This is a genomic window from Bradyrhizobium sp. AZCC 2289, assembly GCF_036924615.1.
In the GTDB taxonomy this organism is placed as follows: domain Bacteria; phylum Pseudomonadota; class Alphaproteobacteria; order Rhizobiales; family Xanthobacteraceae; genus Bradyrhizobium.
In genome coordinates, this window is record NZ_JAZHRY010000001.1 from 8,284,721 (window position 1) to 8,296,934 (window position 12,214).

14 protein-coding genes are annotated in these 12,214 nt (G+C 63.6%); all 14 read right to left on the reverse strand.

Annotated elements, in window-relative coordinates; translation table 11 throughout:
• Nucleotides 1-23: 23 nt before the first annotated feature.
• The 14 genes from V1289_RS38930 to V1289_RS38995 all read right to left on the reverse strand — a co-directional run bounded on the left by V1289_RS38930 (nucleotide 24) and on the right by V1289_RS38995 (nucleotide 11,889).
• Nucleotides 24-1,394, reverse strand: a complete 1,371-nt coding sequence (locus tag V1289_RS38930) for a TIGR03808 family TAT-translocated repetitive protein (RefSeq protein WP_334407841.1) — start codon at nucleotides 1,392-1,394, stop codon at nucleotides 24-26.
• Nucleotides 1,395-1,551: 157 nt separating this feature from the next.
• Entirely contained in the window at nucleotides 1,552-2,205 is a 654-nt protein-coding gene (locus tag V1289_RS38935; RefSeq protein ID WP_334404284.1) for a pyroglutamyl-peptidase I, read from the reverse strand.
• Nucleotides 2,202-3,188, reverse strand: coding sequence for a methylmalonyl Co-A mutase-associated GTPase MeaB (gene meaB / locus V1289_RS38940; protein WP_334404286.1), 987 nt, complete (start codon nucleotides 3,186-3,188; stop codon nucleotides 2,202-2,204). Before meaB ends, V1289_RS38935 begins: the two co-directional genes overlap by 4 nt.
• Nucleotides 3,185-3,958, reverse strand: a complete 774-nt coding sequence (locus V1289_RS38945; RefSeq protein WP_334407843.1) for a DUF3298 and DUF4163 domain-containing protein — start codon at nucleotides 3,956-3,958, stop codon at nucleotides 3,185-3,187. Before V1289_RS38945 ends, meaB begins: the two co-directional genes overlap by 4 nt.
• 5 nt (nucleotides 3,959-3,963) lie before the next feature.
• Complete coding sequence (locus V1289_RS38950) at nucleotides 3,964-4,308, reverse strand: HepT-like ribonuclease domain-containing protein (protein WP_334404290.1); 345 nt, start codon at nucleotides 4,306-4,308, stop codon at nucleotides 3,964-3,966.
• A 1-nt stretch (nucleotide 4,309) separates the two neighbouring features.
• Nucleotides 4,310-4,606 (reverse strand): nucleotidyltransferase family protein, encoded by a 297-nt coding sequence (locus V1289_RS38955; RefSeq protein ID WP_334404292.1) that lies wholly within the window; start codon nucleotides 4,604-4,606, stop codon nucleotides 4,310-4,312.
• A gap of 38 nt (nucleotides 4,607-4,644) precedes the next feature.
• Nucleotides 4,645-6,801 (reverse strand): methylmalonyl-CoA mutase, encoded by a 2,157-nt coding sequence (gene scpA / locus V1289_RS38960; protein WP_334404294.1) that lies wholly within the window; start codon nucleotides 6,799-6,801, stop codon nucleotides 4,645-4,647.
• A 43-nt stretch (nucleotides 6,802-6,844) separates the two neighbouring features.
• The gene (locus tag V1289_RS38965; protein WP_334404297.1) at nucleotides 6,845-7,309 is read right to left on the reverse strand and encodes a GFA family protein; all 465 of its coding nucleotides are present in this window, start codon (nucleotides 7,307-7,309) and stop codon (nucleotides 6,845-6,847) included.
• Nucleotides 7,310-7,311: 2 nt separating this feature from the next.
• On the reverse strand, nucleotides 7,312-9,177 hold the full coding sequence (locus V1289_RS38970; RefSeq protein ID WP_334404299.1) for a methylmalonyl-CoA mutase subunit beta: 1,866 nt from the start codon (nucleotides 9,175-9,177) through the stop codon (nucleotides 7,312-7,314).
• Between the two features lie 93 nt (nucleotides 9,178-9,270).
• Nucleotides 9,271-9,762 (reverse strand): 2-amino-4-hydroxy-6-hydroxymethyldihydropteridine diphosphokinase, encoded by a 492-nt coding sequence (gene folK / locus V1289_RS38975; RefSeq protein ID WP_334404301.1) that lies wholly within the window; start codon nucleotides 9,760-9,762, stop codon nucleotides 9,271-9,273.
• Nucleotides 9,755-10,132, reverse strand: a complete 378-nt coding sequence (gene folB, locus V1289_RS38980; RefSeq protein WP_074280861.1) for a dihydroneopterin aldolase — start codon at nucleotides 10,130-10,132, stop codon at nucleotides 9,755-9,757. Before folB ends, folK begins: the two co-directional genes overlap by 8 nt.
• Nucleotides 10,129-10,986, reverse strand: a complete 858-nt coding sequence (gene folP, locus V1289_RS38985; protein ID WP_442896121.1) for a dihydropteroate synthase — start codon at nucleotides 10,984-10,986, stop codon at nucleotides 10,129-10,131. Before folP ends, folB begins: the two co-directional genes overlap by 4 nt.
• Before the next feature lie 85 nt (nucleotides 10,987-11,071).
• Complete coding sequence (locus V1289_RS38990) at nucleotides 11,072-11,479, reverse strand: DUF4332 domain-containing protein (RefSeq protein WP_334404306.1); 408 nt, start codon at nucleotides 11,477-11,479, stop codon at nucleotides 11,072-11,074.
• 44 nt (nucleotides 11,480-11,523) lie between these two features.
• Entirely contained in the window at nucleotides 11,524-11,889 is a 366-nt protein-coding gene (locus tag V1289_RS38995) for a DUF2267 domain-containing protein (protein WP_334404307.1), read from the reverse strand.
• Nucleotides 11,890-12,214: the final 325 nt, after the last annotated feature.

A 12,214-nucleotide genomic window follows, 5' to 3' on the forward strand; every position in this document is an offset into this window, starting at 1 on the left:
AGTGTTCGCGGACGCGACGAGGATTAGCGCCGTACCGCATTGGTCCCGATCACCACCTGCGCGTAGCGCTGGGCGCCGTCGGCGGACAAGTCGGTGGTAATCGCGCGGGCGTGGTCGAGCCCGACCACGGCGCCGCGCGGGGTTTCCGAGATCATGTTGTTGTTGACCAGCGCCGTTCCCGCGCCCGGAGCCACCGATACGCCGACGCCGACAAACGCGTTTCGGATCACATTGCCCGTGATGGCGACGTCGCGGAGATATTTACCCCAGCCGGCGACGATCCCGAACGACGGCGCGTTCTCGATCACATTGCCGGTGACGGAACTGTCGGCCTCGATATAGATGCCGACGCCGGCGTCGTCGTCGGGCGCGGTGCCGATCGGCCGTTTCGGGATCAAATTGCGGATGATGTTGCCCTGGACCACCGCGATGCGGCCGCCCTCGTTGAAATTGCAGACGGAGACGCCGACAGCCGCGCCATCGACGGTGTTGTTGGCGATCACGGCACCTTCGAACGAAAATTCCGAATAGAGCGCGACCTCGCGGACATCGCTAACGCTGTTGCCTGATATCTGGATATTGGACGCCGAATTGCCGCGCACCGCCGAGTAATCGCAGTTGCGGATCCGGTTTCCCCGCACGATTACATTGCCGGCGCGGAAGGCATTGATGGCGTTGCCGTATTGCCCCGAGCCGCCGGGGCCTGCCTTGACGTCCTCGATGCGGTTGTCGGCAACCAGCGTGCCGTCATCGCCGATCGCGGTGCGCAGGATTTCGATTCCGTTGTCGTTGGTGCCGGTAATGGTATTGCGCGAGACGATCAGGCCCTGCGCATCGAACGAAACGACTGCGGTCGCCGCCATGTTGGTGAAGATATTGCCGCTGATGTCGCCGGAGATCTGTTCGAGCCAGATGCCGTTGCCGCCGCTGCCGGTGAGTTCGCAATCGATGATGCGGACATCGCGCCCGCCGAGGCAATGCACGAGGCCGCGCCGCGTCGGCAGCGGGATGTTGCCGCCGTCGAAAATGATGCCGGAAAGGCCGATGCTGCCCGCGCCTTCGCCCTGCAGCATCGACGGTCCGCCATTGAACACGAGCTTGGTCGCGCCGCGGACGCCGACCAGCTGCGTGCCGCTCTGCAGCCGAAGCATGCCGGTGCGGTAGACGCCGGGCGGCAGCGCCAGCGGCACTTGCGCCCGCGCGGCCTCGTCGATGGCGCGCTGCAAATTCCTGGTCTGATCGTCGGGGCTGCCGGGCCGAACGCCATATTGCGTGACGTCGCGCCCAAACGCGGAAGTGAGCGGTGCTGCGCGCGCGGTATCCGGCGACATCGCCAGCGCGCCGGCAACGCCGGCGGCTGATGCGCCCATCAGATGGCGGCGGTTGATGTCCATGATTGAATGGCCCTCGCGCAACGCACGTTTTGGCATTCGCGCTTTCTAAGTAACGCCAAAATACGGCCGTGCATGGTGAAGACGAGGGCGGAACAAGGCGATTATTGGCGGTAGGGTTAATCGCGGGTGGAATAATTGACGCCCGCCGAAGCCCGCTCTACGAAGTCCGAGCAGCCTGCCGCGTTAGCCGCACCATCTCCAGCAGCATCGCCTCGCCGGCATCGACCAGTTCTTCCAGCGTGATGCGTGGCATGCCTTTGCGCCGGGACGTGCCGCCGCGCGCAAGCAGCGGAACGTGGACGAACGCGGCGAGGCGAGGGCCGTTGTCGGTTCGCGCGGCCTCGATCGCGCGCCAACTCAGATAATTGCAGAGATAGCTGCCGGCGTCGCGCGAGGCGCGGGCGTCTATTCCGGTGCCGACCGCCACGCGCAGCAATTTGGCGGTATGCGGGCCGAACATTCTGGCGTCGGCGTCACTGAGGATCGATCCCTTGCGGGCGCGGGTTCGATCGGCGTCCGGCCACAGCGTGGTGACGGCATTGCGGGCGCGGGTCTCGACCCGCAGATGCGCGGTGCGGCCGGCGAGGCCGAACATCAACAGCGCCTGCGGCTGGTGTTTTGCCAATAGCAGCGGCAGTTCGCGATCGACGGTCGCGTAGGTGACGTGGAAGATGTGGCCGATGAGCTCGACATCGCCAAGCGCCGGGCGGCGCAGCCGCTTTAGCCGCGCTACCAGCGCTTGCGTCGGATTAAACGGCGCCCCGGGAAACGGACCGAAACCGGTGATGAGAATACGAAGCCTGGCGCTCACCGCAGCATCTCCGCGATCTCTGCGGCGCCGACCGCCGGCGTGATCCGGCCGTCCGCCACTTCGGCTTCGGTCTTTTTCACTTTCGCCCGGATCGCCGGATCGGAGCGCAGCCGCGCCATCATCCGCTGCTCCAGCATCGACCACATCCATTTCACCTGCTGCTCACGCCGCTGTGCGGCGAACTCGCCCGAGGCGTTCATGGCGGTGCGGTGATCCAGGATCTTCTGCCACAGTGTGTCCATGCCGGTCCCGGTCAGCGCCGAATAGGTCAGGACCGGCGGATGCCAGTGCACCGAACGGGGGGTGAGGATATGCAGCGCGCCGCGATATTCGGCGGCCGCTAGGTTGGCGCGCTTGATGTTGTCGCCGTCGGCCTTGTTGATCGCGATCATGTCGGCGAGTTCGACCAGACCCTTCTTGATGCCCTGCAATTCGTCGCCGGCGCCGGGCAGCATCAGCGCCAGGAAGAAATCGGTCATGTCGCAGACCGCAGTCTCGGATTGGCCGATGCCGACGGTTTCCACCAGCACCACGTCGAAGCCGGCGGCCTCGCACAACAGCATCGCCTCACGGGTTTTTGCAGCGACGCCGCCGAGCGTGCCGGATGCCGGCGAGGGCCGGATGAAGGCGCCATCGGAGCTAGAGAGCCGCGCCATCCGCGTCTTGTCGCCGAGGATCGAGCCACCGGTGCGTGCCGACGACGGGTCCACCGCAAGCACCGCGACCTTGTGGCCGCGCTCGATCAGGAACATGCCGAGTGCGTCGATGGTGGTGGATTTGCCGACGCCGGGCGAGCCGGTGATGCCGACGCGGATCGCCTTGCCGGTGTCCGGCAGCAGCGCCTGCACCAGATCGCGCGCCGCCGCCTGATGATCGGCGCGGCGGCTTTCGATCAGCGTAATCGCGCGCGCCAGCGCCGCGCGGTGGCCTGCGCGGAGGTCTTTGGTCAGCTTGTCGATGTCGAGCGTTTTGTTCCCGCTCATTGCTGACCGTCGTCGTCGCCCTTGGGCCGCGCGCCGCCGAAGATGCTTGCGCCTTCCGGCGTCAGATACGGCTTCAATGTTTCCCACGGCACGAACGCGACATACTCGCCTTCGACGTAGGGGCCGACCGCATAGGGCGGGTAATGGAAGGTCAGGCCGGAGCTCTTGCCTGAAACGGTCGACGGCGCCAGCGTCACCGCGCCGATCTTGAGCAGGGTCGGCTTAACATCTTTGTACCACTCCGCCGTCGCGGTCTCGCTGGTGTCACGCTTCTTCTTCTCGACATTGAGCGAGGCGATGACAGCTTCGACCATCGCCTTCATGGTCGGGCCGTCATCTGCGGTCTCGGTGAAGAAGGGGCGGATGCTGATGCGCTTGTTCGCGGATTTATCCCAGAGAATGGTGTTGACGTCGGAATTGGGATGCGCGCCACCGGTGTCCATATAGTCGGACCTGACGATGCTGACATAGTGGCCGTCGACCACCGAGCGCGTCTCGTATCTCCGCTCCATCGACCAGGCGCCGTTGCGGAACATTTGTGGATCCTGCTTGCGTTCCTTCTCGGCGTCGGCGCGGTTCTTCTCCGCCCATGCCCTGCCCTCGGCGAGACAATCCGCCGCGAGCGCCGGATCGGCCTTGATCTTGTCGTCAAGGAACACGCCGGCGTCGATGATCTTGGTCTTGATCGCGGCGTCGGGCCTTGGGTCGGCGGCGAAGACAGCCTGGAAAGATATGGCACTCAACGCCAGCACTACGCTCAATTTGGTCAGGAAGGTCAAAGTTTCGATTCCTTGGAAAGGCGTTCGACAAAGTTCTTGAGAGGTTCGAGATCGCTTTCGACCATTGCCCATAACAAATCGGCATCGGTCCGATGATAGGCATGGCGCAGCCAGTTTCCGAGATCGGCCAACCCTCTCCAGTTGATGTTAGGCTGTTTTTCTTTCAGGGCCGACGGAATGAATCGCGACGCTTCGCTGATGACTTCAAATAATCGTTCCACTGCCAATCGGATCACCAGATCGTTGGCAAAGCTTTCGCGCGTATGTCCGGCCAACATACGTCGAAGGTTACCGATCGCTTCAGCGATATGGCCGATCCGGTCCGCGAGGGTTGGTTGCACGTCAAAACACTTCGACGATGTCGTCCGCGATTCGCTGCGCGATGCGGGGCGGAAGGGATCGCCGCATGGTAGCCTGCGCCTGCAATCCCGTTGCATCCTCGATAATGTGCTCAACGTCGATCAGGTTGAGAAGCGAGAATGACGCGTCTGGTTCGATTTCGATAAGCACGTCAATGTCGCTGTCAGGGCGATTGTCGCCCCGTACGCGAGAGCCAAAAATGGCAAGTTTGGTCACACCCTCCGCCTTGATGGCGTCAGCGTTTTTCCTAATCGCTGCAATGATCTCGTCGCGCGTCATGGGCCTGACCGGATTTTACGATCCCATCAGTCTATCAGCTACTCCGCCGCCTCGCTATGGCCGAGCCGGGCGTTGAGCTTGTGGATCAGCTCTTCGGCGGCGTCCGCGATCACGGTGCCCGGCGGGAAGATCGCCTCGGCGCCGGCCTTGTAGAGCGCCTCATAATCCTGCGGCGGCACCACGCCGCCGATGATGATCATGATGTCCTCGCGGCCCTGCTTCTTCAGCGCGGCCTTCAGTTCGGGTACAGCCGTGAGATGCGCCGCCGCCAGCGACGACACGCCGAGGATATGGACGTCGTTCTCGACCGCCTGCCGCGCAGCTTCGTCGGCGGTCGCAAACAGCGGCCCGATATCGACGTCGAAGCCGACATCGGCAAAGGCGGAGGCGATCACCTTCTGGCCGCGGTCGTGGCCGTCCTGGCCGATCTTGGCGACCAGGATACGCGGGCGGCGGCCCTCGGCATCCTCGAACGCATCGATCAGCGCCTGCACCTTTTCGACCCGGTTGGACATGGTGGACGCCTCCCGCTTGTAGACGCCGGTGATGGACTTGATTTCGGCGCGGTGCCGGCCGAACACCTTCTCCATCGCGTCCGAAATTTCGCCGACGGTAGCCTTCGCGCGGGCGGCGTCGATCGCCAGCGCCAGCAAATTGCCGTTGCCTTCGCCGGCGCTGCGGGTCAGCGCCGCCAGCGCGTCATCGACGTCCTTCTGGTTGCGTTCCTGCTTCAGCCGCGACAGCTTGTCGATCTGCAGGCGGCGCACCGTGGAATTTTCCACCTTCAGCACGTCGATGGCGGCTTCATTGACTGGCTTGTATTTGTTGACGCCGATCACCGCCTGCCGGCCGGCGTCGATCCGGGCTTGCGTTTTGGCGGAGGCTTCCTCGATCCGCAGCTTTGGCACGCCGGCCTCGATCGCTTTCGCCATGCCGCCGAGCGCCTCGACTTCCTGGATGTGGCCCCAGGCCTTGGCGGCGAGATCGCGGGTCAGCCGCTCCACATAATAGGAGCCGCCCCAGGGATCGATGATGCGGTTGGTGCCGGTTTCCTGCTGCAGGAACAATTGCGTGTTGCGGGCGATGCGTGCGGAGAAATCGGTCGGCAGCGCCAGCGCTTCGTCGAGCGCGTTGGTGTGCAGCGACTGGGTATGGCCTTGCGTCGCCGCCATCGCTTCGATGGTGGTGCGCATCACGTTGTTGAAGACGTCCTGCGCGGTCAGCGACCAGCCGGAGGTCTGGCAATGCGTGCGCAGCGACAGCGAGCGCGGGTCCTTCGGATTGAACGGCTTTAGAAGTTTCGCCCACAGCAGCCGCGCGGCGCGCATCTTGGCGACTTCCATGAAAAAATTCATGCCGATCGCCCAGAAGAACGACAGCCGCGGCGCGAAGCGGTCGACGTCGAGGCCCGCGGCAAGGCCGGCGCGCAGATATTCGACGCCATCGGCCAGCGTGTAAGCGAGTTCGAGGTCCTGCGTCGCGCCGGCTTCCTGCATGTGATAGCCGGAGATCGAGATCGAATTGTATTTCGGCATCTTTTGCGAGGTGTAGGCAAAGATGTCGGAGATGATCCGCATCGAGGGCGCCGGCGGATAGATATAGGTGTTGCGCACCATGAACTCTTTCAGGATGTCGTTCTGGATCGTTCCTGAAAGTTTTTCCGGCGGCACGCCCTGTTCTTCGGCGGCGGCGACGAACAGCGCCAGGATCGGCAGCACCGCGCCGTTCATGGTCATCGACACGCTCATCTGGTCGAGCGGGATGCCCGAAAACAGCGTACGCATGTCGTAGATCGAGTCGATTGCGACGCCAGCCATGCCGACGTCGCCGGTGACGCGCGGATGATCGGAATCGTAGCCGCGGTGGGTGGCGAGATCGAACGCAACCGACAGGCCCTTTTGGCCGGCGGCGAGGTTGCGGCGATAGAATGCGTTGGAATCTTCCGCCGTCGAGAACCCGGCATATTGCCGAATGGTCCAGGGCTGATTGACATACATGGTCGGGTAGGGGCCGCGCAGATACGGCGCGATGCCCGGCCAGGTCTCGAGAAAGTCGATGCCTTCGAGATCGGCTTCGCTGTAGCCGGGCTTTACCGGGATGCCCTCGGGCGTGAGCCAGGGCTCGGCGCTGCTGGCGGGCGACGCCGGAGCGACCGGCTCGAAAGAGACATCAGCAAAGTTCGGTATGCGGCTCATGGGTTACCATTATAGCACATGTGAGATTTGGGGCGCGCCATCATCACTCATGGTCCGGATGCTGGTGGCTGATGATGCCATTTGCCTTTTCCGGCCCGTAATTCTGCAGCGTGGTCTGGCTCGGCAAATTGGCGATGCCAACCACCCAGCCGAGCCGGGATTCGGTTCCATACTGCCTGGTTGGTATGATCTGATCCGGCCGGTCGAACGTACCGGTCATGATCTCGATCCGCGGGCCGTCGATGCGGCGGAAGCTGAGCGGCGTGCCACAATCCCTGCAAAAGTCACGCACGGCGATGGAGGAGGACTGAAACGCCGCCGGCTTGCCGCGGGTCCAGGCGAAATCGGCATGCTCGATGTCGGCGAAGGAGGCGAACGGCGCACCGGAGGCCTTTTGGCACATCCGGCAATGACAGATGCTGATCTTGGCCGGCAGCCCCGAGAGCGCAAAGCGGACGGCGCCGCATTGGCAGCCGCCGGTCAGGACGGTCTTGGTCTCCTCGGACATGCTCACTCCATCCGCCGCCAGGCTTCCTGCAGTGTCGCCAGCGCGTCGCCGCCGGCAAAGATGAAATCGCCGACGCCGGCGGCCCGCAAGCCTGCTTCCTGCCCGCCGGGACGGCCTGCCAGATAGATATGCTTTGCGTCAGCGGCTTGAAGGGCCTTGGCGGCGGCTTCCGCATGTGCCGCATAAACCCTGTCCGACGAGCACAGGCACGCCGCCGCCGCGCCGGAGGCCTTGAAGGCGGCGGCAAGCGCTGCTGGCTCGGTAAACCCCGGAGTGTCGAGCGCCTCGATGCCGCCGGTCTCGAAGAAGCTTTTTGCGAACGCAGCACGCGCCGTGAAGTTGGTGGGCGTGCCGAGATTGGCGAGAAAGATTCTTGGCCGCGCGCCGGTGCTCTTGAGTCGGGTATCCGACTTATCGCGCAGCGCCTCGAACGGCGCCGCCAGCCGCATCGGCGGCAGCGCATCGAATTTGAACCTGGCCTCGCCATAAGGCGCGAGCGTTACCGGTTTTGCGTCCAGCACCGCGACCTCGGCCTCGTGCAGGTTTGGAAATTCGCTGGCGCCGGTCAGCACGTCCCGGCGCTTGGCGATATTGGCCTCGCGCACGGCCCGGGTCGCAGCGACCTTGCGCTGGATCAGGTTTTGCGCGAGGGAAGCGAACAGGCCGCCGGCCTTTTCGATTTCCTGAAACAGCGCCCATGCGGCTTCGCAAAGCTGCTTCGTCAGCGTCTCGATGCCGCCGGATCCGGCCGCGGGATCGGACACCTTGGCGAGGTTGGATTCTTCCAGCAGCACCAGCTGCGTGTTGCGCGCGGCGCGCCGGGCGAACGGATCGGGCAGTCCCAGCGCCAGCGTGTGCGGCAGCAAGGTGATGGCGTTGGCGCCGCCGAGCCCCGCCGAGAAGGTCGCCATGGTCGCGCGCAGCATATTCACGTAAGGGTCGCGCTGGGTCAGCATGCGCCAAGCGGTATCGGCAGCGACGTAAAGCGGCTTTGGCGTGAGGCCGCAGGCTTGTTCGATCCGCGCCCACAGCAGCCGCAGCGCACGGAATTTCGCCAGTGTCAGGAACTGGTCGGCATCGGCGCTGAGCCGGGCATAGACCATGCCTTGCGCATCTTCCAGCGTAACACCGGCCTGTTCGATCGCGCGCAGATAGGCAACGCCGGAAGCCAGCACGAACGCCAGCTCCTGCACGTCCGAGCCCCCGGCGTCATGGATCACCCGTCCATCGGCCGCCGCGAACGGACCCTTGAAGCCCATCGCGGCGAGGCCTTTGATCGCGCCCGTTGCCGCCGGCACGATCTCGGGCCAGCTATAGGGACTGGACCCCCACACCGCGCAGGCGCCGAGCGGATCGAGACCGAAGCGGATAGCGCAGGCCGCCGGGCTCAGGCCTTTGCGTTTCACATATTCGGCGACGTGAATGGCGGCCATCCGCGACTGCGGACCAATCTGCAGTTCGATGGCGATTCCGGCATCGAGGTAAATGCCGTCGAGCACTTGCTCGATCGCCTCAGCCGTGGGCTCCAGTCCAAAACCATAGGCGCCATTGGCGCCGGCGAAGACCAGCGTGAGCCCGGTGGCGCCATTCTCGAGATCGTGCCGCGCCTGCGCATTGGCCTGTTTGGCATCGGGATGATCGATCCGCTGCATGATTTGCCATGGGGCGGCCGCATGCCGCGCGGCGACCGGCGTCGCACCTTTCGCGCGCGGATAGATCGGATCGATCTTCAATCCATCCGCTGTCTTGCCGATCAGCTTTTCGAATGGGGCGCCCTTCAGCACTCCGTCGACCAGCTTGCGCCAGTCGTCGTAAGTCGCCGGGGCAAAGTCCGCGGCCAATCGCAGTTCGTCCTTGGTGGTGGTCATCCGGCCAATCGTTCCTTGGTCGCTTCTTCTATTTGGCCGGAAATTGCCACGGGGCGGTCGCCAAGCCAAACGGTTGTTTTCGGTCCTTTTTGGCTAGCCCAGTTCGGGTAGCCGCAAAATACCTTCGGTCGAAACTTGTGCCAGCGCCGCGCTCACACTTCGTCCCGCGATGAGACGGTCCGGGACAATCTCGGCGAGCGGTACCAGCACGAACGCGCGCTCGAACAGCCGGGGGTGCGGCAGCGTCAACTCGGGTTTGTCGATTTTGACATCGTCATAGGCGATCAGATCGAGGTCGAGGGTGCGCGGGCCCCAGCGCGTTTCCTGGGCGCGGTCGCGGCCGAATTTCTTTTCGATCTTGTGCAGCGTGAACAGCAAGGCATGGGGATCCAGGCTGGTTTCGATTTCGATGCAGGCATTGATGAAGTCGGCCTGCTGCTCGTCGCCCCAGGGCGGGGTGGCGTAATCCGACGACCGTGCCAGCAACGCGGCCTGCGTCATGCCGCAAATATTGGAGATCGCCTTCTGGAATGTTGCGCGGACGTCGCCGACATTGCCGCCGAGCGCGATCAGCACGTCAGCCATGGGAGGGTTGCCGTGTGCGCATCAGCACCACGCCGACGTCGTCAAAGATCGCAGCGATCGGCGCATGCGGCTTGTGGACGGTGACCTCGACCGCGCTGATACGCGGGAAGCTCGACAAAATGGCGTCCGCGACGGCGCCGGCTGCGCGCTCCAGCAGCTTGTAATTGGTATTCTTGAACGCCGCCGTCGCGGTCGCGACCACGTTGGAATAGGACACGGTGTCGGCGAGGCGGTCGGTATGCGAGGATTCCGACAAATCGACCGAGAGTTCGAGGTCGATCACGAAGCGCTGCCCGACCTCGGTCTCGTGTTCCATTACGCCATGGCGGGCATGGATGACGACGCCGGTGATGAAGATGGTATCGCTCATTCCCGTTCCCTGATCGCTGCCGCTACCCGCAATGCCTGCACGGTTTCCGCCACATCATGCGTTCGGATGATCCGCGCGCCGCGTTGGGCGGCTATAAGATGCGCCGCGATCGAGCCGCCGAGTCGTTGCTGCGGCTCGGACGGCGTCACCGTGCTGATAAAGCGCTTGCGCGAGGCGCCGACCAGCAGCGGCAGGCCGAAAATGCTGAGTTCATTCAGGCGCGCCAGCGCAGTCATGCTCTGTTCCGGCGTCTTGCCGAAGCCGATCCCGGGATCGAGCACGATATGGTCGGACGAAATACCCGCTTCGGTTGCGATGTCGAGTGAGCGCACGAAGAAGGCCGCGATATCCTGCATGATGTCGATGGCGGGATCGGCGCTGTCGCGGTTGTGCATGATGATGATTGGTGCATGGCGCGCGGCCACCAGCGCGGCCATGCCGCCGTCGCGCTGCAGGCCCCAGACGTCGTTGGCGATGGCAGCGCCATTGTCGAGCGCCCATGCGACCACGGCGGATTTCATGCTGTCGATCGATACGGGAACGCCGAGCGAAACGACGTCGGCCAGCACCGGCTGCAACCGTTTCAGTTCTTCATCCGCGGATATCGGTTCCGAACCGTAGGGCCGGGTGGATTCCGCGCCGATGTCAATGATGTCGGCGCCCTCGGCAACCATCCGGCGGGCCTGCGCCAGCGCGTGTTCGGGGGTCGCGAACTGTCCGCCGTCCGAGAATGAATCCGGCGTGACATTCAAGACGCCCATCACGGCCGGATAGGGCCTGGACAACAGCGCCGGCAGCAGGAGATGACCGGCCGGGCCGGCCGCCATGGCGGGTCTGGGCATGGTTGCGATCATGCGGTGGCTTTGCGCGGTCCGCGCAAGCGAGTCAAGGCAGGAGAGCCGGCCCGGCACGCCGGCAGGGTCGGCTTTGTAACCCGGTTTAGTAGCTGATTTTCGGCTGCAGCTTGCGCGCCAGCGCGATCAACTGCCCGACCGACTTCTCCGACGGCATGACGCGGAGGAGCTTGCGCTTGGTGTTCACGTCTTTCATGTTCTGGGCAAGGCGCGCGGGATTACGGAGCGCCAGTTCACGGACCGTGGGGACGCCGGCGGCGCGCACCAGTCCGACCTTTGCCTTGCCCATCCCGGGAATCCGCATGTAGTCGGAGAAATTGGCCCATTCGAGCAGTTGCTGTTCGCTGATGCCGGTCTTCGCGGCCAGCGCCTTGCGCCCTTTGACTGTACTCGCGGCTTCAAGCAACGCTTCGGTGGTGCGAATGCCAAGCGATTTCAGTTTCGAAGCGGAATAGGCGGTCAAGCCATCAATCTCGGAAAGGGGATATGTCATGATACTCGATATGCAAAGAAAATTGCGCAGGCCGAACGGTGCTGCTAAGCGAACTGGCTCAGGCCCGGCGTCCCCGAAATAATTTCGCCCATTTTATCCGCTCCGATTTTGTCGCGGCCGAACCGGAAAAGTTCACGCGCGACGCTCTGAATCTCGCCCATGCCCAGACCAAGCGCCATCAGCTTGGTACCGAGCGCCATCAAGCCGCCGCCCATCAACCTGGAGAGCCCGCCATTGCTGCTCGAGGCCGCGATCGCAGCTTCCGCACCTGGAATTTGGTCGATCAGAGCCTGGACCTTGTCCGAAGGCCCCTCGTGACGGAGGAATCCCAGAACGATGCCGATGGTTTTTTCAGCGACAATGCTATCGATGCCAGCCTTCGAGGCCAGCCTTCCAATCAATTCGTCCATATTGCCCCGCCCTCAGCCGGTTGATTACCGGGTCATTTGCTTGTGAATTTATCTTGATCGCCTGCGACCTGAAATACAAGCGATGACCGCACGCCAAGGCGATTTTCGACTGAGATCGCGCGGCGAGTGTTGCAGCAATGCAATTGATTCAGGTCAAGTTGCCGCAGCGCGTCCTCCATTTGCCTACCGGGGATCGGAGAAAAGTATCATGAGCATGGTCTTCGCGGCGGCGCGATAGGTCCATGTCCGCTGACGGTTTCAATCGACGGGCAGGATGCGCTATGATCGGGTTGCTTGCTGACCGAACCTCCCCGATACGCGCGAA